The following is a 24,269-nucleotide window of genomic DNA, read 5'->3' as shown; positions in this document are numbered from 1 at the left end:
ATGGGCTTCAATAATCCGGATGTCCCCTGGTCACAGCTGGAGGGGGTGCTGTCCGGCCGGCTCGTGGTGGACCCGCTGGCGGTCGACGGTGACGGCGGCGACTCGCCGGCCTGGACCCGGAAGCGGGAGCCGTACCGGGCCGCGCCGGGCCTGATCCGGGCGACGAGCCGGACGCCGTACGCCGAACTGCACTGCCACACCAACTTCAGTTTCCTGGACGGGGCGAGCCATCCGGAGGAACTGGCCGAGGAGGCGTCCCGGCTGGGCCTGACCGGGCTGGCGGTGACCGACCACGACGGCCTGTACGGGGTGGTCCGGTTCTCGCAGGCGGCCCGCGAGCTGAACCTGCCGACGATCTTCGGCGCCGAACTGTCGCTGGGGCTGACCCGTCCGCGCAGTGGCGAGCCGGACCCGGAGGGCCCGCACCTGCTGGCGTTGGCGCACGGCCACGAGGGGTACGCCCGCCTGGCCCGGGTGATCTCCGAGGCCCAGCTGCGGGGCGGCGAGAAGGGCCGCCCCGACTACCGGAGCCAGGAGCAGACGGCGGAGTTGCTGCGCGATCACGTCCTGGTGCTGACCGGCTGCCGGAAGGGGCCGGTCCCGCTGGCCCTGGCCACCGGGGGAGTCGAGGCGGCGGCGTACGAGCTGGACCGCCTGGTGGCGAACTTCGGCGCCCCGAACGTCGCCGTCGAACTCACCGATCACGCCGACCCGTACGACGCCGATCGCAACGACGTCCTGTTCGACCTGGCCCGCCGACGCGGCCTGGAGGTGGTGGCCACCAACAACGTGCACTACGCGAGCCCGTCGCGCCGCCGGTTGGCGACCGCGCTGGCCGCGGTCCGGGCCCGGCGCAGCCTGGACGAGATGGACGGCTGGCTGCCCGCGGCCGGCGCCGCCCACCTGCGCAGCGGTGACGAGATGGCCCGCCGGTTCGCCGACTACCCGGGTGCGGTGGAGAACGCCGCGATGTACGGCGACGGCCTGGCCTTCGACCTGGATCTGGTGGCGCCGAGCCTGCCCGACTATCCGGTGCCGCCCGGCCACACCGAGATGAGCTGGCTGCGCGAGTTGACCATGCGGGGCGCCGCGATCCGCTACCGGGACAACCCCAAGGCCTACGAGCAATTGGAGTACGAGCTACGCATGATCGAGGAGCTGGGCTTCCCCGGCTACTTCCTGGTCGTGTACGACATCGTCGACTTCTGCCGGGAAAAGAAGATCTACTGCCAGGGCCGGGGTTCGGCGGCCAACTCGGCGGTCTGCTTCGCCCTGTTCATCACGAATGTCGACGCGGTGAAGCACAGGCTGCTCTTCGAGCGGTTCCTCACCGCGGAACGCGACGGGCCACCGGACATCGACGTGGACATCGAATCCGATCGGCGCGAGGAGGTGATCCAGCACGTTTATGAGAAGTACGGCCGCGAGCACACCGCCCAGGTCGCGAACGTCATCTCCTACCGCCCCCGGTCGGCGGTGCGGGACATGGCCCGGGCGTTCGGCTTCTCACCCGGCCAGCAGGACGCCTGGAGCAAGCAGATCGACCGTTGGGGTGACGTGGCGACCGCGGAGGACATCCCGGAGAGCGTCGTCACGGCCGCCAACGACGTCCAGGACTTCCCCCGCCATCTGGGCATCCACTCCGGTGGCATGGTCATCTGCGACCGCCCGATCATCGAGGTCTGCCCGGTCGAGTGGGGGCGGATGCCCGGCCGCACCGTGCTCCAGTGGGACAAGGACGACTGCGCCGCCGTCGACCTGGTCAAGTTCGACCTGCTCGGGCTGGGCATGCTGTCGGCGCTGCACTACGCCTACGACATGATCGAGGACGAACTGGACATCGGGACGATGCCGCTCGACGACCCCGAGGTCTACACGATGCTGTGCCGGGCCGACTCGGTCGGGGTGTTCCAGGTGGAGAGCCGTGCCCAGATGGCCACGCTGCCCCGTCTCAAGCCCCGGGAGTTCTATGACCTGGTCATCGAGGTGGCGTTGATCCGGCCGGGGCCGATCCAGGGCGGTTCGGTCCACCCGTACATCCGGCGCAAGAATGGTCTGGAGAAGCCCGATGTGCCGCATCCGCTGATGGCGAACGCCCTGGCCAAGACGCTGGGGGTGCCGCTCTTCCAGGAGCAGTTGATGCAGCTGGCGATCGACGTCGCCGGCTTCGACCCGGCCGAGGCCGATCAGCTGCGGCGGGCGATGGGCGCGAAACGCTCCAGGGAGCGGATGGAGAGGATCAGAAACAGACTGTACGAGGGGATGGCGGCGAACGGGATCACCGGTGCGCTCGCTGACGATCTCTTCGTGAAGCTCGCCGCGTTCGCCAGTTACGGCTTCCCGGAGAGCCATGCCATGAGCTTCGCGTACCTGGTCTACGCGAGCGCCTGGCTCAAGCGCTATCACCCGGCGGCGTTCTGTGCGGCCCTGCTCAACGCGCAGCCGATGGGGTTCTACTCGCCACAGACGCTGGTCGACGACGCGCGACGGCACGGAGTCGAGGTGCGCCGGCCGGACATCAACCTCAGCGACGCGGCGGCCACGTTGGAGAAGACCCCGGCGACCCGGCATCGCAGCGCGGTCGGCGAGCCTCCGCACGCGTGGGGGCTCGGCGGTCCGGTGGTCCGGCAAGGACTTTCCCGCATTCGTACGATCGGGGCCGAACTCGCCGCGAAGATCGAGCAGGAACGGCGTACCAATGGTCCTTATCGGTCAATGACTGATCTCGCACGGCGTACCGGATGCTCTGCCGGACACCTGGAGGCCCTCGCCACCGCCGACGCCTTCGCGAGTTTCGGGTTGTCGCGCCGTGAGGCGCTCTGGGCCGCGGGAGCGGCCGCCTCCGACAAACCGGACCGCCTGCCGGGCACCGTCACCGGCGTCGAGGCGCCCACACTGCCCGGCATGAGCGACGTGGACGTGCTGGTCGCGGACGTGTGGGCGACCGGGTTGTCGCCGGAGACGCATCCGGCGCGGTTCCTGCGGGCCGAGTTGGAGCGGGCTGGGGCACTGCCGATCGAGAAGCTGGTCGAGGTGGAGGGCGGCACCCGGGTGCGGGTCGGCGGGATCGTCACGCACCGGCAGCGGCCGGCGACCGCGGGCGGGGTGACGTTCGTGAACCTGGAGGACGAGACCGGGATGCTGAACGTGACCTGCTCACCGGGGTTGTGGCTGCGCTACCGGCGGGTGGCCCGGACCAGCACGGCGCTGCTCGTGCGCGGGCGGTTGGAGAAGGTGGAGGGGGTGCTCAACCTGGTCGCGGACCGGCTCGACGCGGTGTCCCCGCCGGTCGCCTCCACTTCCCGCGATTTCCGGTGATTTGCACCTTTGGCGGTGTACGGTGCACTGCGAAAGTCATCCGGGGGTGCATCATGATCCGTACGATGATCGGTCTCGCCACGGCGTTCGCCGTGCTCGCCGGACCGACCGGACCGGCGGCGGCAGCCGGTCCGACCGAACTCACGCTCGCCTACGAGGCCAAATCGGTGCGGCTCACCTGCGCGCCCGCAGGCGGCCTCCACCCGAAAGCCGTCGAGGCGTGCGCCACCCTGCGCGGCGCCGGCGGCGACCCGGCCAACCTCAAAGGCGGGGACTCGCTCTGCATACTGCTCTACCAGCCGGTCACGGCCAGCGTGAAAGGCACCTGGCGCGGCAAGACGGTGAAGTGGCGGCAGACCTTCGGCAACGGCTGCGAGTTGACCCGCGCGACAGGTGTCCTCTTCGACTTTTAGATGGACGTCGCCGATAGGCTGCTCGCGTGGAAACTTCAGCGCGAACCGGTCGCCCGCACGTCACGGCCCGCACCGCCGCGGTCTGGGCGGTGCTCCGTCGTGAGCTCGACCGGCAGGCCGGCCGCGAGCTGACGGTGCTCGACGTCGGCGGCGGGACCGGCGGTTTCGCCGTGCCGCTGGCCGAGGCCGGCCACAACGTCACCGTGATCGATGCCAGCCCCGACGCGCTCGCCGCGCTCACCCGCCGGGCCGACGACGCGCGCGTCGCCGATCGGGTCCGGGCCGTGCAAGGCGACGGCGACGCGCTCGCCACCCTCGTCGAGCCGGGCAGCGCCGACCTCATCCTCTGCCACTCGGTTCTCGAGGTCGTCGACGACCCGTCCGGCGTGGTCGCGGCCATCGCCACCGCGTTGCGTCCCGGTGGCGCGGTCAGCGTTCTGGTCGCGGGTCGGGCCGCGGCGATCCTCGGCCGGGCCGTCAACGGCCACCTCAAGGCGGCGTCCGCGCTGGTCACCGACCCGGCCGGCCGCGCCGGGCCGCGGGACACGCTGCTTCGCCGCTACGACGCGGCGGGCGCCACCGAGCTGCTCACCGCCGCGGGGCTCGAGGTCGAGGACACCCAGGGGGTACGGGTGGTGGCCGATCTGCTGCCCGCCGTCGTGCTCGAGGAGGACCCGCAGGCCGTGCTCGAACTCGAACTGGCCCTGAGTAACCGCGCGCCGTTCCGGGATGTGGCGTCCCAGCTGCACCTGTTCGCCCGCCGCCCGGCGTCCGGTTCCTCCAGCGGGGTCACTCCGGGGCTGTCGTGACCTCCGGCCCGCCGCCTCCCGGCCCGCCTGCGACGGGCGTTCCTTCTTCTGGGCCCTCTTCGCCTGGCCTGCCTGTTGCGGGTGGGCGGGAGTTGCCTCCGGTGCCTGACGACGGATTGCCGGAGGAGGCGTTCTGTCAGCATTTCCCAGCCTATGGTGCCGGGAGTCTGGCTGATCTGATGCCGAGCCTGTCGGCTGTTCTAGGGGTTCCGGGTGCGGCGGACGTGCTCGGTCTCGGTGAGCGGCTGGCCGGTGTGGATCGGATCGGGGTGCTCCTGGTGGACGGCCTCGGGGCGTACCAGCTGCCGACGGCCGCGCCCTTCGCTCCCACCCTCGCTTCCATTTCCGATATTTCAGGTATTTCCGGTCGGACGCTGACCACCGGATTCCCGTCCACCACCCCGGTCAGCCTGGTCACCGTCGGGACCGGTGTGCCACCCGGTGCCCACGGGGTTCTCGGTTTCACCGTCCGGCAGCCGGACGGGCGGACCCTCAATCACATCCACTGGGGCGACGACCCCGATCCGTACCGGTGGCAGCCCGTACCGACCGCGTTCGAGGCCGCCACCGCCGCCGGGGTCGCGGTCACGCTGGTCAGTCGCTCGCTCTACCGGGGGACCGGGCTGAGCGTGGCCGCCAACCGGGGTGCTCGCTACCACGTGGCCGACGACGGTCCGGCGGTCGCCGAGGGCATGCTGGCGGCACTGCGCTCCGGTCCGGGCCTGGTCTACGGCTATCACCCCGACCTGGACCGGGCCGGCCACGAGTACGGTGTCTCGTCCCCGGCCTGGGCGGAGGCGGCCCGTGGTGTCGACGCGATCCTGGACCGGCTCGTCCATGGGCTGCCACCCGGCGCCGCGCTGCTCGTCACGGCCGACCACGGCCAGCTCAACGTGCCCGCCGACCGTTACGACCTGGCCACCGGGCCGCTCGCCGACGGGCTGGCCGGGGTCACCGGCGAGCCGCGGGCCCGATACCTGCACGTCGTCGACGGCGCGCTCGACGACGTGCTGGCCACCTGGCGGGCGGTGCTCGGCGCGGACGCCCGGGTGATGTGCCGCGACGAAGTGATCGCCGAGGGCTGGTATGGATCGATGGCCCCGGCTCACGTGACCCGGATCGGTGACGTCGTGGCACTCCTGCAGAACCGGGCGGTCGTGGTCGCCTCCGGCTGGGAACCGCCGATGGCCGGGCGGCTGGTGGCCTACCACGGGTCGGTCACGGCGGTCGAGATGACCGTACCGCTGCTGATCGTCCGATAAGATCTATTTGCGTCAGTCGATTTGTCTGCCTTCCGGGGGCGACTATGCAGATCATGTGTTGAGGCAGCTCACGGCGCGTGATCAGGGCCACATGCTGCGGTGACGGACGTGTTGTGCGGTCGGGTGATCGGTCTTTTGGGACGAACCGATCTTCCGGACATGGAAAATCACCCGCACTCGGCGGTCGTCCCGCTTTCCGACCCGCCAAGCCGCTCGTAGACTTGCGTGATAAGGCAGCCGACGGCTGCCCCGCATCACCACACCTGCACCACCCCGACCCCACCACGGGGCCGGACATGCGCCCGGGGAGGAATGCCGTGCCGCTCTCGGAGCACGAGCAGCGGCTGTTCGATCAGATCGAGCGGTCGCTTGCCGAGGACCCCAAGTTCGCCTCGGCTGTGCGGGCCAGCGACCCGCGTTTCCACGCACGGCGCCGGCTCCTGGTTGCCGCGTTCGTGATCGTCATTGGTCTGGCGCTACTCGTCTACGGAGCCGTCAGCCAGAACACGCCGCTCGGCGTCGCCGGATTCGTCGTGATGCTCGGATCGGCGGCCTTCGCCATGCAGTCACGCCGTCGCATCCAGGCACCCGACCTGAAATCGGTCGGCGGCACCGCGTCACGACGCACCCGCCAGAGCCGCAAGAGCGGCGGTTTCATCGAACGCCTCGAGGACCGCTGGCGCCAGCGCCCGGAGGGGCATCGCTGACCCAGCCGAGCCGGCCCTGATCCGGCTCCCGACGAACGGCGGCCGACCACCGGCCGCCGTCGTCGTGCTGCCGCATGCCCCCCGGTCAGCCTCCCCCGCCCCAGCGCCCTTACCCGCGCCGCTAGCCGTGCCTCGCCGCGCCGCCCATCTGCGCCGCTCGCCGTGCCTCGCCGCGCCGCCCATCTGCGCCGCTCGCCGTGCCTCGCCGCGCCGCCCATCTGCGCCGCTTGCCCGCACCGCGCCGCTCGTGTCGCGCCACCGATCTGCGCCGCTTGCCCGTGTCGCGTCATCCAGGCGCCGGGGCGGTGCAGTGGCGTCAGGTCGGATGGGTGGGGCCTTGACCACCGCCCAAGCCCGGCGGTCGCGGCTCGGCCTGGAGCCGGGTGGGCGTCGCGCCGTAGTCCGGGGCGGTCGACGTTTGGCGGGCGCGGTGGCCGTATCAGAGAAGCGATGGGCGCCGTCACGAAAGACGGCGCCCATCGATTATCACGGACCGTGACGGTCAGCGGGTTTTGGACAGTAGGCGGCGGGGATTGAAACGGGTCAGGGACTCGCGGAGGCCGGAGAGGCGTTCCGCGGCCCGGGTGGACCACTCGGCCACGTCCTGACGCCAGCTGAGCAGCACCGATGGTGGCAGTAGCAGGGCGCGGAGACGGACCTTGCGGGAGGCCGCACCGGACATTCCGGACCGGATTTCGCGGAGAGCCGACGTCAGCTCGGCACCTTGGAGAGGTTGCCGGGCGTAACGGGCGCGTTCCTCGGCGGTGCCGAGCAGGGTCGCGGCGTCGGCCGGTTCGCCGGTCAGGGACAGGTCTCGGACCAGGCGTTGCGCGGTGACCCGTGGCGTCTCCGTCGGGTCCACCTGCACCTGGAAGTCGACCATCGAGTCGATCAGTTCGTCCCACGCGGCATGTGCGTCCTCGCGGGCCCGGCCGGTCTCGGCGGTGACGGTCAGGTCGGTGATGCCGTCGGCCGACAGGACCACGGGTGCGGCCGGGGCCGTGGCGGCGTGTCTGCGGCGGCGTACCAGAACCCGGCGCAGGGCCGGGACCAGCAGAAGCGCGATCAGCAGGGCGACACCCGCGGCGATCCACAGGCCGGTCCAGTCGGTCGTCTCGGTACCCGGGCCGGTCGTTCCGCCCTGATCCTCGCCGATGCCCGACTTGTCGGGGCCGTTGGCCGCGCCCGGGTCACCCGACGAGTCCGGAACGACGGCACCGGGGCCGGCTGAGGTGGACGCGGTCGGGGTGGGCCGGTCGACGTCCGGAGCCCAGTTCGAGTTGGAGCGGGCCGAGCCGGTCACACCGGCGGCCGGGGTGGCGTCGAACGGCACCCAGCCGTAGCCCTGGAAGTAGACCTCGGTCCATGCGTGCGCGTTGCGGTTGGTGATCTCGTAGCGGCCGTCGCCCTGGGGGGTGCCCCGGGTGAAACCGAACGCCACCCGCGCCGGGATGCCCGCCGCCCGGACCATCCAGGCCATCGCCGCCGCGTACTGCTGGCAGTACCCGGTCTTGTTGGTCAGGAAGTCGGCGATCTCCGAGGCCTTGCCGGTGGTCTGGGTGGCCGTGCTGTAACGGAACCCGTTCTCCTTGGAGAACCAGTTGTAGATCGCCCGGACCTTGTCGTAGTCGGTGGTCTTGCCGTTGGTCAGCCGGGCCACCTCGGTCTCGACGGTGGCGTCACCGGGCGTGGCGGTGTAGGCCATCAGCGGGTCGTCCGGCGCCAGCGCCGGGGCCCGCCGCAGCTCCTCGGTGGTGTACCGGGCCCGCAGGTAGGTGATGTCGTACTGCTGGCCGCGCGTGGTGGTCCGGCCCGAATAGAGCACCTGCTGGTTCGGGTCGTACGCCCACGAGCCCTTGAGGTTGTTCACCCCGGTCGGGTACGTGTACAGCGGCGCCATGTTCTGCTGGAGGTCGTTGGTGACCTCCACCCGGGCACGGTGCTCGGTGTAGGTGCTCAGTCGGGTGCCCGCCTGCCGGCGTGGATCGGGCAGGCCCAACCCGAGCCCGCCACCGCGGGGTGACTCGTTGCCGAACCCGTTGTCGGTGAGCGCGTCCGCGATAGCGAAGCGCAGATAGAACGGCTCCGGCTCGTCGGTGGTGACCTTGAGCAGCGGAATCGTGGTGGTGTGGTTGAGTTGGCCGCTGAGCGAGGCGAACAGGCTGATCCGCCCGCCGGTGCCGTTGCCGTTGCCCGGGCCGGACCCGGCGCCGCTCTGCGTGAGCTGGGTCAGCAGGCCGCCCTCGACGGTCGGCACGGCCAGTGGCAGCACCACGGCCACCAGCATGCCCGCGATACCGATCCGGCGGCCGGCCGCGGCCAGCGGGGACGGCTCCCAGACGTCGACGTCACGCCCGTCGCCGGTGAAACGGCGGCCGAAGCGGCGCACCCGGTCGACGTTGTCGGCGACGAGCAGCCACATGAACCCGGCCGCGCCGATGACGAACGGGATCGCCGGGACGCTGTCGGTGTAGACGGCGACCGGGATCGAGTAGATGGCCAGCATCGGCAGGCCGGCCAGGGCCGGCCGACGGAACACCGCGGTGAGCAGGTCGACCACGATGGTGACCGCGCCGACGCCGAGGACCGCGACGAACAGCAGGCCGTCCCGGTCGGGAACCGGCACACCATACGCCCGGGTGTCCTCGCCGGCCTGGCGGATCAGGTCGGCGAAGTGGGCGAACGTGTCCGGTTGCGGGATGATGATCTCTTTCCCGCTCGGGAAGATCCAGGTGAGCGCCAGGAGCAGGGCCAGCGTCATGCTCGCCGCCTGCGCCCAGGTGGGGAACCGGAACGTCCGGGTGGCCACCGCGGCGCCCTCGATCAGCGCCACCGCGAGCACACACTGCGCGATCCAGGTCCAGGACTCGAAGATCGCGGTGAGCGGGGCGGCGGCGAGGAGCGTGGCTCCCGCGGCCACCAGGCCGAGACGACGTCGTCCGGTCATCGGGTCACCCCGCTGACCGTCGTCTCCGCCATCGCGGCGCGGTAGGCGAAGCCCTGCGAGCCCCGGGCCACCGTCGGCCAGAGTGCGGCCAGGGTGTCGCCGTGTGTCACCGGAACCGACCGCCAGCCGGCCCGGATCAGGGCCAGCGACGCGGCCGCGTGCTCGCGCTCCGCCTCGGCGACTCCCGACGGCACCCAGGTGGAGGTGTCGATCGCGAACCCGATGCAGGTCGCGCCGTTGCCGCGCAGGCCGCTGAGTAGCTCCGCCTCGGCCACCGTCAGCGCGCCGAACAGGCCGATCACCAGCCCGCCGTCGTTACGCCGCCGAACGTGCTCGATCAGCACCGACACGTCGCTGTTCTGGTCGGACTTCACGTCGGCCAGCGTGTCCAGGATCAGGCCCTCGCCGCCGCCCTCGGCCGCGTCGATGTCGGTGCCCGAACCGGTCACCATGCGCACCTTGTAGCCGCCCTCGCGCAGGTGGACGGCGATGCTGGCGGCCGCCGAGACGGCCCACTCGAAGCTCGCGGTCGGTCCTTCGCCGCGGTGGGCGAAGGCCCGGGTGTCGAGCACCACGGTGGCCCGGCTCTCCCAGGGCTGTTCCTCACGGCGGACCATCAATTCGCCGGTACGGGCGGTGGAGCGCCAGTGCACCCGGCGCAGGTCGTCGCCGCGCCGGTACTCGCGGGTGGCCGCGTCGTCCTCGCCGTGCACCGCCACCGAGCGGGCGCGGCTCTCGCCGGTCCCCGCGTACTCCCCGGCCAGTCGCACCCGGGGGAGCGTGTGCACCTGGGGGATCACGGTCAGCCGGTCGACGCTGGGGAACGACCGGGTCAGCTCGCACAGCCCGAACGGGTCGGTGAGCCGGACCATCAGCGGGCCGATCGGGTAGCGGCCGCGCACGTCGGCCCGCACCGTGTACGCCACCGAACTGGCCTGGTGCGCGCCGAGGCGCTCCAGCACCACCCGGGGGCGACTGCCCAACGCGTACGGCAACCGGTCCTCCAGCAGCATGGTGCCGGTGGGCAGCCGGGACAGGTTCTGCAGCCGCAGGATGACCCGCGCGCTGGAGCCGACCGGGGTCCGGGCCGGCTCCAGGGAGCGGGTGCAGGCCAGCTTGTACCGGCTGCGGCCGACATACCAGGCGGCCAGCAGCGGCAGGACGGCCAGCAGCACCGCCACCCGCAGCAGGTCGCTCTCGCCGAGGATGAGCGCGGAGACCGCGGCGGCGACCGCCGCGGCCAGGAACGAGCGGCCGCGCGTGGTGAGTCCCCGCAGCGCCTCCCGCATCCTCACCGCCCCCGGGACTCGTAGGAGGCGCGACCGTCCCGGGTGTCGTATGGATTGCGGGCGTGCGGCAGCGGGAGCCGGTGCACGATCTCGGCGACGATAGCGTCGGTGGTCCGCCGGTTGAGCTGCGCGTCCGCGGTCGGGATGATCCGGTGCGCGAGAACCGGCACGGCCAGCGCCTGCAGGTCGTCGGGGAGCACGTAGTCGCGGCCCTCCAGAGCGGCCACCGCCTTGGCCGTGCGCAGCAGCTGCAGCGTGGACCGGGGCGACGCGCCGAGCCGGATCTCCGGGGCCTCCCGGGTCGCGGTGACCAGGGCGATCGCGTACTGCTGGACGGCGTCGGCGGCGTGCACCGCGCGCGCGGTCTCGATCAGCCGGCGGACCAGGGCCGCGTCCGCCACGGCGCGCAGGTCGTTGAGCGGGTCGTGATCACCGTGGCCGCTGAGCATGGCCAGCTCGGCCCGCGGGTCCGGGTAGCCCATCGCGATCCGGGCGGTGAACCGGTCGCGCTGCGCCTCGGGGAGGGGGTAGGTGCCCTCCATCTCGATCGGGTTCTGCGTCGCGACCACCATGAACGGCGCCTGCAGCTCGTAGGTGGTGCCGTCGACGGTGACCTGCCGCTCCTCCATGCACTCCAGGAGCGCGGACTGCGTCTTCGGCGAGGCCCGGTTGATCTCGTCGCCGACCACCAGGTTGGCGAAGACCGCGCCCGGCTTGAACTCGAAGTCGCGCGTCTCCTGGTTGTAGACGCTGACGCCGGTCACGTCGCTGGGCAGCAGGTCGGGCGTGAACTGAATACGCCGAACCGAGCAGTCGATCGAGCGGGCGAGCGCCTTGGCCAGTTTCGTCTTACCGACGCCCGGCACGTCCTCGATCAGCAGGTGGCCCTCGGCGATCAGGACCGCGAGAGCCAGTCGCACCGTGGCGCTCTTGCCCTCGATGACCTGTTCGATGTTGGCCATGATGGCTTGGGCCGCGGCGCGGAACTCAGCGCTCGTCAGCGGGCCTGCCGGCTCGCCCCAGGTCGGCGTTGTCACGGGCCTCCTCCAAAACGTGTCTACCCCCGTAGGGCGGAGATCACCCACCGTCAAGGGCACCGTAAGGTCGCGGGCGCCCAGCGGCCGTGGGCCTCCGGCGCTCGTTGCCCGTCCCCACAGGTTAGCCCCGTCCGCGCGCAACGCCGAAAGGCCTGATCGAGGGGTATTCGGACGAACTCGGGCCATCCGCCATCCCAGGCCGGTCGCCTGTGGACAGCCGGGAGTATGTCACGCGCCCGCCATACCGGTCGCCGTCCGTGACGACCGGGGGGTATCATCCCTCGCATGGCTCGGTTCGTTCTGCTCCTTAGCCGGCCGTGCTGATCCGCTGACCGATCGCGGACCAGGCACGGCAACCCCTCCTGCGCGAGGGGCTTTTTTGTGCCCTGCGGAGCTTCCCGATCAAAGACGAGACGAGATGGTGAAGATGAGCGAGACCGAGACCCCGCCCTTCCGTTACACCGCCGCGCTGGCCGGCGAGATCGAGCTGCGCTGGCAGGACTTCTGGGCCGCGAACGGGACGTTCCACGCGCCCAACCCGGTCGGCGAGCTGGCCGACCCCACCCACCCCCGGGCCGGTGCGCCCAAGCTGCACGTGCAGGACATGTTCCCGTACCCGTCCGGCGCCGGCCTGCACGTCGGGCATCCGCTGGGCTACATCGGCACCGACTGCTACACCCGCTACCAGCGGCAGGCCGGTTTCAACGTGCTGCACCCGATGGGCTTCGACGCGTTCGGCCTGCCCGCCGAGCAGTATGCGGTGCAGACCGGCACCCACCCGGCGGTCACCACCGCGGCGAACGTCGAGCGGTACCGGCAGCAGCTGCGGCGGCTGGGCCTGGCCTACGACGACCGGCGGTCGTTCTCGACCACCGACCCGGGCTACTACCGCTGGACGCAGTGGATCTTCCTGCAGGTCTTCAACTCCTGGTTCGACCCCTCGGTCGGCAAGGCAAGGCCCATTCAAGAGCTGATCGACTCGTACGAGTCAGGCGCTCGCGGTCCGGAATGGGCCGGTCTGTCCGCCGTCGAGCGGCGCAAGCTGATCGACGACCACCGCCTGGCCTACGTCTCCGAGGCGCCGGTCAACTGGTGCCCCGGCCTGGGCACCGTGCTGGCCAACGAGGAGGTCACCCCGGACGGCCGGTCCGAGCGGGGCAACTTCCCGGTCTTCCAGCGCAGCCTGAAGCAGTGGATGATGCGGATCACCGCGTACGGTGACCGCCTGGTCGAGGACCTGGACGCGCTGGACTGGCCGGAGCCGGTCAAGCTGATGCAGCGCAACTGGATCGGCCGGTCGCGCGGCGCCCACGTGGACTTCCCGGTCGGTTCGGACACGATCACGGTGTTCACGACCCGCCCGGACACGCTGTTCGGCGCCACCTACATGGTGCTGGCGCCGGAGCACGAACTGGTCGAGCGGATCGCGCCGGCCGCGTGGCCGGCGGCGACGAAGAGTGTCTGGACCGGCGGCCACGCCACGCCGGCCGAGGCTGTCGCGGCCTACCGGGCGACCGCCGCCGCGAAGACCGAGGAGGAGCGGACCGCCGACGGCAAGGTCAAGACCGGCGTCTTCACCGGCGCGTTCGCGGTCAACCCGGTCAACGGCACCGAGATCCCGATCTTCATCGCCGACTACGTGCTGGCCGGGTACGGCACCGGCGCGATCATGGCGGTGCCCGGCCAGGACGAGCGTGACTGGGCGTTCGCCGAGGTCTTCGAGCTGCCGATCATCCGTACCGTGGAAGCGCCCGAAGGTTTTGAAGGGGCTTTCACCGGCGACGGACCGGCGATCAACAGCGAATGGCTGGACGGCAAGGGCGTGGCCGAGGCCAAGGCCGCGATGATCGACTGGCTGGAGGCCGAGGGCAAGGGCAAGGGCGCGACCACCTACCGGCTGCGGGACTGGCTGTTCAGCCGGCAGCGGTACTGGGGCGAGCCGTTCCCGATCGTCTACGACGAGACCGGCCTGCCGATCGCGCTGCCCGAGTCGATGCTGCCGGTCGTCCTCCCGGACACCGACGACTTCTCGCCGCGCACCTTCGACGCCGACGACGCGGACACCGAGCCGGAGACCCCGCTGTCCCGGATCAAGGAGTGGGTGCAGGTCGAACTGGACCTGGGCGACGGGCTGAAGACGTACACCCGCGAGACCAACACCATGCCGCAGTGGGCCGGTTCCTGCTGGTACGAGCTGCGCTACCTGGACCCGAAGAACGAGAAGTTCCCGGTCGACCCGGAGAACGAGGCCTACTGGATGGGCCCGCGCTCGCCAGGTGACGCGGGTGGCGTCGACCTGTACGTCGGCGGCGTCGAGCACGCCGTGCTGCACCTGCTGTACTCGCGGTTCTGGCACAAGGTGCTGTTCGACCTGGGTCACGTCTCGTCGTTCGAGCCGTTCAAGAAGCTGTTCAACCAGGGCTACATCCAGGCGTACGCGTTCCGTGACGCCCGCGGCATGATCGTGCCCGCCGACGAGGTCGTCGAGCGCGACGGTAAGTGGTACCTGGGCGAGCAGGAGGTCTACCGCGAGTACGGCAAGATGGGCAAGGGCCTGAAGAACGTCGTCACCCCCGACGAGATGTGCGAGCAGTACGGCGCCGACACGTTCCGGGTGTACGAGATGGCGATGGGCCCGCTGGACGTCTCCCGCCCCTGGGAGACCCGTGCCGTCGTCGGCTCGCAGCGGTTCCTGCAGCGCGCCTGGCGCCTGGTCGTCGACGAGGAGACCGGCGCGACCCGGGTCACCGACGAACCGCTGGACCCGAAGACCCGCAAGACCCTGCACCGGATCATCGCCGGCGTCCGCGAGGACATGGAGGAGCTGCGGTTCAACACGGCCATCGCCAAGCTGATCGAGCTGACCAACACGCTGACCCCGCAGGGGACGGTGTCGCGCGAGGCGATCGAGCCGCTGGTGCTGATGATCTCGCCGTTCGCGCCGCACATGGCCGAGGAACTGTGGGGCAAGCTGGGCCACGAGGGCTCGCTGGCGTACACCGCCTTCCCGGTCGCCGACCCGGCCCAGCTGGTCGCCGACGCGATCACCTACCCGGTGCAGGTCAACGGCAAGGTCCGCGGTCGGGTCGAGGTCTCCCCGGAGACGACCGAGGACGAGGTACGGGCGGCCGCGCTGGCCGCCGTCGCCGAGGCGCTGGCCGGCAAGGAGCCGAAGAAGGTCATCGTGGTGAAGGGACGCCTGGTCAGCGTCGTCGTCTGACCATTTGTTGGAACGGCCCGCCCGCGCCTGCCAAGGGCGGGCCGTTCGCCTGTTTGAATCAGGGCATGCCTGACGTGCTCGCCGTCGAACCGCTCACCACGCCCGTCGACGCGACCGTCCGGCCGCCCGGCTCCAAGAGCATCACCAACCGGGCGCTGCTCTGCGCCGCCCTCGCCCCCGGCACGTCCACGCTCACCGGGGTGCTCTTCGCCGACGACACCCGCGCCATGCTGGGCGCCGTCGAGGCGCTCGGCGCCACCGTCGTCACCGACGAGCAGGCGTGCACGGTCACCGTGACCGGCATCGACCCGGTCGCCGTGGGTGGCGCCGGCACGATCGACGCCCGCCAGTCCGGGACCACCTCCCGCTTCGTCCTGCCCGCGGCGGCGCTCCTGCACGGGCGGACCGTCGTCGACGGCACCGAGCAGCTCCGGGCCCGGCCGTTCGGGCCGGTCCTCGACGCGCTGCGGCAGATCGGCGCCGCGGTCGAGGAGTTGGGCGCGCCCGGGTTCCTGCCGGCCGCCGTCACCGGTCCGGCCGACGGCGGGCCGGTCGAGGTGAGCGGGCATATCTCCAGCCAGTTCCTGTCCGGGCTGCTGATGGCCGGGCCGCTGATGGCGCGCGGGCTGGCCGTCTCGCTGACGTCGCCGCTGGTCTCGGTGCCCTACGTGGAGATGACCAAGGCGGTGATGGCGGCGTTCGGCGTCACCGTCGACGGTCTGAGGGTTCCCGCCGGCGCCTACCGGCCCGCCCGCTACGCGATCGAGCCGGACGCCAGCGCGGCGTCGTATTTCCTCGGTGCGGCGGCCATCACAGGCGGTCGGGTCACCGTTTCCGGTCTGGGCGCGGAGAGCCTTCAAGGAGATGTACGGTTCGCCGACGTCCTGGAACGGATGGGGGTTTCGGTGAGCCGTACCGCTGATTCGATGACCGTCCGTGCCACCGGCCGCCTGCACGGTGTGGATGTGGACATGGCTGACATCTCCGACACGGCGCAGACCCTGGCCGCCGTCGCCGTCTTCGCCGATTCCCCGACCCGGGTCCGTGGCATCGGCTTCATCCGCGGCAAGGAGACCGACCGGATCGGCGCCATCGTCACCGAGCTCCGCCGAGCCGGAATCAACGCCGTCGAGGACACCGACGGCTTCACCATCCATCCGGGACTCCCGCAGCCGACGCGTTTCGCCACCTACGACGACCACCGGATGGCGATGAGCCTCTCCCTGATCGGCCTGCGCACCCCGGGGATCGAGATCGCCGACCCGGCCTGCGTCGCGAAGACCTACCCGGCCTACTTCACCGACCTGGCCACCCTCTGACCCCCGACCCCCACAGCCAACGATCGGGCGACCGCACGTGCCGGCCTCTCCCGTAGTGGCTTCCGAAGGCGTTGCCCGCCACCGGCCGCTTGAACCGCAACCCACGTCACGCCGACGAGCACGCCAGTTGATCGTGCGGCTGAAAGCGACCGGTTGATCATCCGGCGGCGCGGCTGCTGGCCGTTGGTCGGCCGTGCGACTGCACTGGCTGCTTCGTCGGGCGGTTGATCGGCGGGTGGCGCGGCGTCGCTGTTTCGTTGTCGCGATGATCGGCCCGCGGCACGGCAGGGTTGCTTCCGGTCGTTGGTTGATCGTCCGTCGGCACGCTGTTGACGCTTCCGGGCCGTTCTAACATCTCCTCTGCACCGCCGAGGCGGCGCATGCGTCTTCGTCGATATATAGGCTTGATAGTGCCGGGGCTGCGCAGCGTCTTCGTCGGTCTCCAGGCTTGGTCATCTGACCGCATAGCCGGGTGTTCGGGTGGGCGCGTTACCGGCCCGGGGCACGTCGGTTCGACCGGTGTCCGGTGGTGGACCGTGGCCTGACGCGTTCGTTGACTTTCCTGCTCTCGGCCAGGCAGCCAGGCCTTGATAGGACGACTTCGGCGACAGTCGGCGGGCCTCCCCGAAGGCGCCTCTACAACGATGACCCACGCACACCGACGGCGATGCCGACGGCTATCGGTGCCGGATTCGCTGCGTGGGGCGGCCTCTGGCGGGAGGTGCGAATTGCTGTGGGGCGGTGTCTGTGGCGGAAGGTGCGGGGATTTGCTGGGTGGGGCGGTGCCCGTAGCCGGAGGGCCAGATCTGCTGTTGAAGGGAGCGTGATCCACTTCTGGCTCACGTGAACTGGAAGGCCCGCTGCGGGTGGTGCGGGCCATCTGCGTGGTGCGTTGTGTCAACGTCCTCGGCCGGCCGGTCCGCGGGGTGTGGATCATGACCGGGCTGGTCGTGGAGGAGTGGGTCCGGTGAGTGGGCAACCAGCCCGGCGGTCGCGTTCTGGTCTTGTGTCGGGGGTGCGTCGCGTGGACCGCCCGGAACGGGGGATGTTGCGGTTGGGTGGGGGTGGCTCGTACCAGAAGGGCGGATTTTCCGGGTGAATCGCGGCGATATGCCGCTTTCGGTCGCAAGGGCCGATGGCGTCGCGTCCGGGAAAGGCGGAGCGGCCCGGAGGGGGCGCGAGGGCGGGCCCGGAAGGCCGAGACGGCGGGCCCGGAGGCCGAGACGGCGGGCCCGGAGGCCGAGACGGCGGGCCCGGAGGCCGAGACGGCGGAACGGCCCGGAGCGCGGATGAGAGCCGGAGGCGCGGATCTGCCCGAGCGCGGATGTAGGCCGGTGGGGCCCGGAGCGCGGATGTGGGCCGGAGGGGAGGCCGAGTGACCCGGAGGGCGCATGTCGGCCGAAGGGGAGTTGCGGTCAGGCGGGGGTGGCTGCTCGGCGGGCGGTGTGCCGCCAGCGGAGGATGATCGCGGTGGAGAGGACGAAGCTGAACGCGGCCGGCGCCAGGGTCAGTAGGTTCATGTCGCCGGGAGCGGCCACGGCGGCGCCGATGATGGCGTAGGTGACCGTGGACGGGATGGCGGCGATCGTGGTGCCGAGTAGGTAGCGCTTGCGGCAGACGCTGGTCGTGCCGTAGGCGTAGCCGACCAGGCCGAACGGGGCCAGCGGGAGGAAACGGACCAGCAGGACGGCGGCCAGGCCGCGGCGGTTGAGCCAGCCGTCCAGGCGGGCCAGGCGGCTGCCCGCCCGGGCCTGCATGGCGCCCCGGCCGGCCCACCGGCCCGCGTAGTAGGTGGCGACGGCGGCGATCACCGCGGCGGCCAGGGCGGCGGCGCCTCCGGTCACGGCGCCCAGGAGGGCGCCGCAGGTCATCGTGATGAGGGTACGCGGGACCAGCACCGACAGCAGCATGCCGCCGAGGACCGCGACCGCGACGGCAGCGCTCGGGCCCATCGCCGACAGCGTCTCGGCGATCTCCCGGAGCGGGAGCAGCGCCGAGACGCCCGCGAGGGCGGCCACCCCGACGACAAGCAGGGCGAATCGGGCTAAACGACGCCTCCACCCGGTGGTGGGGCCGGCGTGCTCAACTGCCTGAGGGTCCGCGGTCTCGGTGCCCCGCGGGGCGATCAGGTTGTCGGTCATGCAGGCCTACCGCCCCAACTGTCGTCGGTTATGGACAAGGTCTATGGAAGGGTCATGCCGGGCTTGCCGCGGCGAGCCGTTCGGACCGGAGCCGGTCGGCCCAGGTGTCGTCAAGAGGCGCAAGCCTATCCGCGCCGGTCGCCCATCGCAGTAGCAGATCGGCTATCGCCGGGTTGCGGGCGAGCGCCGGGCCGTGCGAGTAGGTGCCGAGGATCTTTCCCGCCCAGGCGCCCTCGGTCTGGCCGTCGTTGCCGATGCCGGCGGTCACCCGGGCCAGCGGTGCGGCGTGGGCGCCCAGATGTGTACGCCCTCCGTGGTTCTCGAATCCGGTCAGCGCGGGCAGCCCGAGCCGTGGGTCGACCTCGCCGCGCAGTTCACCGACCGCCCGGGTCTCGCCCCGGTCGGAGGAGATGTCCAGCAGTCCCAGCCCGGCGCACTTGGCTCCCTTGGCAAAGAACGAGTGGCCGAGGAGTTGGTAACCGGCGCAGATGGAGAGGACCGCGGCGCCCTGGGAGACGGCCTGGTGGAGGCCGCCGTCGGCGAGGAGGCGCTGGGCGGCGAGGGCCTGCGGGCCGTCCTCACCGCCGCCGATCAGGTAGATGTCGGCGCCGTTGGGCATCCGCTGGTCGGAGCGGACCTCGTAGGTCTCGGCCGGGATGCCGCGGTCGGCGGCCCGGCGGGCGAGGATCAGCATGTTGCCGCGGTCGCCATAGGTCGAGAGCAGATCGGGGTAGATCCACACGATCCGCAGGGCCTCAGTTGACACGGTCCAACTCCGCTCGGATGTCCTGGAACGCCGTGTAGTTGGCGATCACTTCGAGGCGGCCGGGCGGCACCGACCGCAGCGCCTCGTCGAAAGTCTGTACGTGCTTGAACTGCACCTGGTTCACCTGGAGGCGGACGGCCAGGTCATACGCCCGGTCACCGGTGATCAGCACCGGACGGTCCCGCAGGGGCGAGAAGTCGACGTCGTAGAGCCAGGACGTGTCGAGCCCGTCGGGGTCGCGCGCGTTGATCGAGAGCAGGGTCGGCGCCTGGTCGGCCATGTCGAAGGCCTCCAGCCAGCTCGCCGGGTTCTTCGCGAGCAGCAGCCGGATGTTGCGGCCGTCCCGGTCGACCTGGGCGTAGCGGCCGGCGATCGACGCGACCCGGGACAGCCGGGGCAGGGCCTCGATCGGCCGGACCCCGAACTCGGCCGCCACGGCCAGCGCGGTGGCCGCGTTGCCGATGTTGACCCGGCCGGGGAGCTGCAGCTTGACCAGGTGCCAGTCACCGCGTGGGTCGATCACGCCCTCGTCCTCGACGACCCACTGCGGGCGCGGGCGGCGCAGCGGGCAGCCGGTGCACCACCAGTCGCCCTGCTGACGCTCGATCGGGTGGCCGCTCTGCGGGCAGACGAACGAGTCGTCGAGCCAGCGCTGGCCGGCGCTGAACCAGGTGATCTGCTGGCTGCCGGAGGCCGCCCAGACCACCATCGGGTCGTCGGAGTTGGCGACCACGCGGATCTCGGGGTGGTCGGCGAGTGCCTTCTTCCACAACTCGGCCATCATCGCCACCTCCTTCGCCCGGTCGAGCTGGTCGCGGGAGAGGTTGAGCAGCGCCACCACCTTGGGCCGGGTCTGGTCGATGACCTGGGCCAGGTAGTGCTCGTCGACCTCGAGGACCGCGAACGGGGTGTGCCCCTCCTTGGCCAGCGCGGAGGTGTGACCGGTCGGCATGTTGGCGCCGAACGAGTTGGTGGCGACCCGGCCCAGGACACCGACGGCGGCCGCGGTGAGGCGGGTCGTGGTGGTCTTGCCGTTGGTCCCGGAGACCAGCGCGACGGCGCGGCCGGCCGCGAGGTGGGTCAGGAGGTCGGGGTCGATCTTGAGGCCGATCCAGCCGCCGATCACCGAACCGTCGCCGCGGCCCGCGGCCCTGGAGAGCGCCGCCGCGGTCTTCGACACGGAGGTCGCGACCTTGGCGATGAGAGGCATTCCGTCCGTCACGCCAGCGAGGGTACCGGACTCGAACGTTACGACGCGTTGCCAGACCGTCAAGATCACGGTGTGGCCGGTGTTTTCCCCGGTCCGGGCTTTTCGGACGCTTACCCCGTTGGTGACGGGACTATTTATGTGTTCTGTTTCACCCGTAACCATCAACGGTGAGTAGCTGTGGCACTACTCAATGTGGGCGCATATGTCTCGCGTCGGTAACAAAGTGGACACCGACAAGTGTGCCAATCACACACCGTGATCACCCCCACGCTGACGATCATGGTCGGACTCGGGTACCAAGGATCAGCCGGACGCACTCCGCTCGCCGGCCGCACCGGATCGGTTCACGCCGAGCCCTGCCCCGGGCCGGACGGTGCGACACCGCAGTTGAGCCACACCAGACAAGGCATTCGGGGGCAGGGACGGGGGACCCATTACCGGTCTTCTCCCGCGCCACACGGCTTCGGCCGGTGCACCGGGGAGACCTTGGGGTGAAGCCGCCCACCCGCGGCCGGGCACACCTTCCCGCCCGAACCCGACAGCTAACCTCGCAGGCGTGCCGGAGGGATCTCTCTACCGTGCACGAACACAGTTCGAGCCGGCGCCGCCGCGCGTCCATCGGCACCGGAACCGTCGCACTGTCCCTGGGTCTCTGCCTCTGTGCCGGGCAGCTGATCGCCGCGTCCCCCGCGGCGGCCGCCACGACCCCCGCTGTCACCCAGGTCGCCGCCTCGGCGGCGGTACCGAAGGTCACACCTTCGATCTGGGCCAGCAGCGCCCGGACCCTCAAGTGGGGTTCCACCCTCAAGGTCACCGCCAAGGTGATCGATCCCACCACCCACCAGGTCGCCAAGGGGACGGTTCGTCTCCAGGGTTACTCCAACGGCGCCTGGCGCACCTGGGACACGGCCACCGTCAAGAACGGCGTGGTGTCGCTGACCGCCAAGCCGACCAAGACCGTCTGGGTCCGGACCCTCTTCACCGGCACCGGCTACAACCAGCGGGGCACCGGCAGTTTCAAGGTGACGGTCAAGGCCAGCGGTGCGAAGGTGCTGGCCGAGGCCAAGACCCACAAGGGTGCGCTGTACAAGTACGGCGCCTCCGGTCCCAAGCGCTTCGACTGCTCGGGCTTCACCAAGTACGTCTACAAGAAGGCGGCCGGCAAGAGCCTGCCGCACAAGGCGAACTCGCAGCAGAAGTACGGCACCGCCGTCGCGAAGAGCAAGAAGCAGATCGGTGACCTGATCGTCTTCCGGAACGGGTCGTACGGGTACCACGCCGGCATCTACGCCGGTAACGGTTACGTCTACGACTCGCCCCACACCGGAGCCCGGGTCGGCCTGCACAAGATCTGGAACAACAACTACGTCGTGCGCCGTCTGGTCGCCTGACGCGGTCGTGCAGGCGGTGGCTCGTCAGAGACGCCGGCCGGTGCGACGCCGGAGCCGCACGATGAGGCCGATCGGTGTCGCGGGGTGACCCCGACAGGTCGCGCGGCAGCGCCGACGAGGGGTGTCGCGCAGCGGCGTAAGTAAGTTTGTCGCGCAGCGGCGCCAGTAAGTAAGGAATAGCAATGACGCCCGTGGGGCGTGACCCGGATCCGGGTCACGCCCCACGGGCGTCTGCTGTGTCCGGGCGATGTGGACCCCACCGGTCCCTCCACTTTCCTCCCGGCGGGCTCCCCACTTTCCTCCCCGTGGTGTGTCGACGACCACGGAATCGGGCGTGGGAGGGCATTTCGGCGGGCGCTTTTCGACCCGAAGGCCTCGATGTCGGAAACAAGACCCTGTTGATCATGGTCACCCCCTCCACTCCGGCCCACCGCCTGTGAACTGGGATTACGTCCGTGAGAACGGCTCGTGAGGGTTGGCTTTTGGGTTGCAGGTGGAGGGAAGTGGAGTAGAGTGGGGCGCAGTGGCAGGGCGGAGGAGCGACGCCGGACCTGCCGGCCCGAGTTGACAGGTGATCCGCTCCCTCCGCGATGGGGCGGCCGCCACGGCAAAGGGGTGGGGGCCGATGTTCCTCGGCACACACACCCCGCGCCTGGACGAGAAGGGCCGGCTGATCCTCCCGGCGAAGTTCCGTGATGAGCTGGCGGGAGGTGTCGTGATCACGAAGGGGCAGGAGCGCTGTCTTTACGTGTTCCCGATGCCGGAGTTCCAGCGCATCGCCGGTCAGCTGCGCGAGACACCGGTCACGAACAAGGCGGCCCGGGCGTATAGCCGGGTCTTCTTCGCGAGCGCGCACGACGAGGTTCCCGACAAGCAGGGCCGGGTGACGATTCCGGCCCATTTGCGGGAGTATGCCAGTCTTGGTCGGGATCTCGTGGTGATCGGTGCGAGCACCCGGGTCGAGGTCTGGGACAAGCAGGCCTGGGATGACTACCTCTCGGCGAGCGAGGAAGAGTTCGCCGACATCGAGGAGGGGGTGCTGCCCGGCGGACTGTAGGCGTGGCACTCGGAAGGGCCGCTGGTCTCGGCCCGGACGCCACTGCCGCCGTAACGCGAGATCTCCAGCCGCTCCCGCTCCTGGCGCCTCTTCCCCGGCGCCAGGCGCGTGTCCGGGCCGGTTCGCCGGCCTCGGACATGAGAGCGGATGGGGATCTGGCGGTACGGACGGGCGACCGGGCCGGGCAGCAACTGGCAACTGAATGAGTGAGACGCGAGCGGGCACGGCAATGGGGGTCGACATGGGGGAGCCGCGGGGCACGCACGTGCCGGTGCTGCTCGAGCGCTGCCTCGAGCTGCTGGATCCCGCCCTCACGCTGCCGGGTGCCGTCCACGTCGACTTCACGCTGGGTCTGGGCGGGCACGCCGAGGCGGTCCTGGAGCGGTATCCGGACGTCGTCCTGATCGGACTCGACCGGGACACCGAGGCTCTGGCCCACGCCCGGCACCGACTGATCCGTTTCGGTGATCGCGCGCACCTGGTCCACGCCGTCTACGACGAGCTGCCGCGGGTTCTCGACGAGTTGGAGATCCCGGCGATCCACAGTGGGCTCTTCGACCTCGGGGTCTCGTCGTTGCAGCTGGATGAGGCGGATCGCGGGTTCGCGTACGCGCAGGACGCGCCTCTGGACATGCGGATGGACCAGTCCCGCGGGATGACCGCGGAAGAGGTCGTCAACACGTACGAGCCGGGTGATCTTGTTCGCGTTTTGCGGCAGTACGGCGAGGAGAAGTTCGCGCCACGGATCGTCTCGTCGATCGTGCGGGAGCGGGCGAAGGGGCGGATCACCTCCACGGCGCGGCTGGCCGAGCTGGTGAAGGACGCCATCCCGGCCGCCGCGCGGCGAACGGGTGGAAATCCCGCAAAAAGGACATTCCAGGCACTACGCATTGAGGTGAACAGGGAGCTGGAGGCGCTCGAAGGAGCGGTTCCGGCGGCTTTGGACGCGTTGGCACCCCATGGGCGCCTTGTGGTGATGAGTTATCAATCACTGGAGGACAGGATCGTCAAGCGCGAGCTCACCGCGAGGGCGCGCAGCACCGGGCCGGTCGACCTTCCGGTCGAGCTTCCCGGTACCGGTCCGAGCCTGCGACTGCTGACCCGAGGGTCGGAGCCGCCCAGTGAGGCGGAGGTGGCGGCGAACCCGAGGGCGGCCTCGGTGAAGCTGCGCGCCGTGGAACGGATCGACGAGCAGGAGCAGGCGAGCAAGTTCGAGAAGGCGTTCGGAGCCGGCCGCGAGCGGCCCCGAATGTCTACAACGCGTGGGGGACGAGGGCGGATACGCCCGGGGGCGAATGTAGAGGGGGAGGGACGAGCATGAGCGAGCGATCCGAAGCGCCGCGGTCGGGGGGCCGATCGGCGCAGCCGCGCACCACGCGCCGG

The 24,269-nt window shown here is 70.7% G+C and carries 16 protein-coding genes and 1 riboswitch; of the genes, 10 read left to right on the top strand and 6 right to left on the bottom strand.

The window, feature by feature from the left end; genetic code table 11:
- The 5 genes from Q0Z83_RS35735 to Q0Z83_RS35715 all read left to right on the top strand — a co-directional run bounded on the left by Q0Z83_RS35735 (position 1) and on the right by Q0Z83_RS35715 (position 6,509).
- On the top strand, positions 1 to 3,318 hold the full coding sequence (locus Q0Z83_RS35735) for an error-prone DNA polymerase (protein WP_317787650.1): 3,318 nt from the start codon (positions 1 to 3) through the stop codon (positions 3,316 to 3,318).
- A gap of 65 nt (positions 3,319 to 3,383) precedes the next feature.
- Positions 3,384 to 3,731 carry an SSI family serine proteinase inhibitor gene (locus Q0Z83_RS35730; RefSeq protein ID WP_317787649.1) on the top strand — a complete coding sequence of 116 codons (348 nt, stop codon included), beginning with the start codon at positions 3,384 to 3,386 and terminating at the stop codon, positions 3,729 to 3,731.
- Positions 3,732 to 3,757: 26 nt separating this feature from the next.
- Positions 3,758 to 4,540 carry a methyltransferase domain-containing protein gene (locus Q0Z83_RS35725; RefSeq protein ID WP_317787648.1) on the top strand — a complete coding sequence of 261 codons (783 nt, stop codon included), beginning with the start codon at positions 3,758 to 3,760 and terminating at the stop codon, positions 4,538 to 4,540.
- A 179-nt stretch (positions 4,541 to 4,719) separates the two neighbouring features.
- Complete coding sequence (locus Q0Z83_RS35720; RefSeq protein WP_378078688.1) at positions 4,720 to 5,802, top strand: alkaline phosphatase family protein; 1,083 nt, start codon at positions 4,720 to 4,722, stop codon at positions 5,800 to 5,802.
- Between the two features lie 317 nt (positions 5,803 to 6,119).
- Positions 6,120 to 6,509: a DUF3040 domain-containing protein gene (locus Q0Z83_RS35715; RefSeq protein ID WP_317787645.1), complete on the top strand. Its 390-nt coding sequence runs from the start codon at positions 6,120 to 6,122 to the stop codon at positions 6,507 to 6,509.
- A 502-nt stretch (positions 6,510 to 7,011) separates the two neighbouring features.
- Here Q0Z83_RS35715 and Q0Z83_RS35710 read toward each other — a convergent pair.
- From Q0Z83_RS35710 to Q0Z83_RS35700, 3 genes are read right to left on the bottom strand one after another with little or no spacing between them, the layout of a single operon-like run.
- On the bottom strand, positions 7,012 to 9,456 hold the full coding sequence (locus Q0Z83_RS35710) for a transglutaminase TgpA family protein (protein WP_317787644.1): 2,445 nt from the start codon (positions 9,454 to 9,456) through the stop codon (positions 7,012 to 7,014).
- Entirely contained in the window at positions 9,453 to 10,745 is a 1,293-nt protein-coding gene (locus tag Q0Z83_RS35705) for a DUF58 domain-containing protein (protein WP_317797208.1), read from the bottom strand. Before Q0Z83_RS35705 ends, Q0Z83_RS35710 begins: the two co-directional genes overlap by 4 nt.
- A 2-nt stretch (positions 10,746 to 10,747) precedes the next feature.
- Complete coding sequence (locus Q0Z83_RS35700; RefSeq protein WP_378078686.1) at positions 10,748 to 11,782, bottom strand: AAA family ATPase; 1,035 nt, start codon at positions 11,780 to 11,782, stop codon at positions 10,748 to 10,750.
- Positions 11,783 to 12,200: 418 nt separating this feature from the next.
- Between Q0Z83_RS35700 and leuS the strand changes: the two genes are divergently transcribed.
- Entirely contained in the window at positions 12,201 to 15,002 is a 2,802-nt protein-coding gene (gene leuS, locus Q0Z83_RS35695) for a leucine--tRNA ligase (RefSeq protein ID WP_378078685.1), read from the top strand.
- A gap of 65 nt (positions 15,003 to 15,067) precedes the next feature.
- Positions 15,068 to 16,321, top strand: a complete 1,254-nt coding sequence (gene aroA, locus Q0Z83_RS35690; protein WP_317787642.1) for a 3-phosphoshikimate 1-carboxyvinyltransferase — start codon at positions 15,068 to 15,070, stop codon at positions 16,319 to 16,321.
- Positions 16,322 to 17,736: 1,415 nt separating this feature from the next.
- Here aroA and Q0Z83_RS35685 read toward each other — a convergent pair.
- From Q0Z83_RS35685 to Q0Z83_RS35675, 3 genes are read right to left on the bottom strand one after another with little or no spacing between them, the layout of a single operon-like run.
- Entirely contained in the window at positions 17,737 to 18,462 is a 726-nt protein-coding gene (locus tag Q0Z83_RS35685) for a TVP38/TMEM64 family protein (protein ID WP_317787641.1), read from the bottom strand.
- A gap of 52 nt (positions 18,463 to 18,514) precedes the next feature.
- Positions 18,515 to 19,228, bottom strand: coding sequence for a type 1 glutamine amidotransferase (locus tag Q0Z83_RS35680; protein ID WP_317787640.1), 714 nt, complete (start codon positions 19,226 to 19,228; stop codon positions 18,515 to 18,517).
- Positions 19,218 to 20,438: a MurT ligase domain-containing protein gene (locus Q0Z83_RS35675; protein WP_317797206.1), complete on the bottom strand. Its 1,221-nt coding sequence runs from the start codon at positions 20,436 to 20,438 to the stop codon at positions 19,218 to 19,220. The genes Q0Z83_RS35680 and Q0Z83_RS35675 overlap by 11 nt, the downstream gene beginning before the upstream one ends.
- Positions 20,439 to 20,818: 380 nt before the next feature.
- Positions 20,819 to 21,010, top strand: a riboswitch (cyclic di-AMP (ydaO/yuaA leader).
- A 6-nt stretch (positions 21,011 to 21,016) separates the two neighbouring features.
- Here Q0Z83_RS35675 and Q0Z83_RS35670 point away from each other — a divergent pair.
- From Q0Z83_RS35670 to rsmH, 3 genes are all read left to right on the top strand, one after another.
- A complete protein-coding gene (locus Q0Z83_RS35670) occupies positions 21,017 to 21,829 on the top strand; it encodes a C40 family peptidase (protein ID WP_317787639.1) in 813 nt (270 codons plus the stop codon).
- 625 nt (positions 21,830 to 22,454) lie between these two features.
- Positions 22,455 to 22,886: a division/cell wall cluster transcriptional repressor MraZ gene (mraZ, locus tag Q0Z83_RS35665; RefSeq protein ID WP_317787638.1), complete on the top strand. Its 432-nt coding sequence runs from the start codon at positions 22,455 to 22,457 to the stop codon at positions 22,884 to 22,886.
- 229 nt (positions 22,887 to 23,115) lie between these two features.
- Positions 23,116 to 24,207, top strand: coding sequence for a 16S rRNA (cytosine(1402)-N(4))-methyltransferase RsmH (rsmH, locus tag Q0Z83_RS35660; protein ID WP_317797205.1), 1,092 nt, complete (start codon positions 23,116 to 23,118; stop codon positions 24,205 to 24,207).
- The last annotated feature ends 62 nt before the right edge of the window (positions 24,208 to 24,269 follow it).

The organism is Actinoplanes sichuanensis, assembly GCF_033097365.1.
Classification (GTDB): Bacteria; Actinomycetota; Actinomycetes; order Mycobacteriales; family Micromonosporaceae; genus Actinoplanes; species Actinoplanes sichuanensis.
This window is presented reverse-complemented; position numbering and strand designations above follow the sequence as displayed.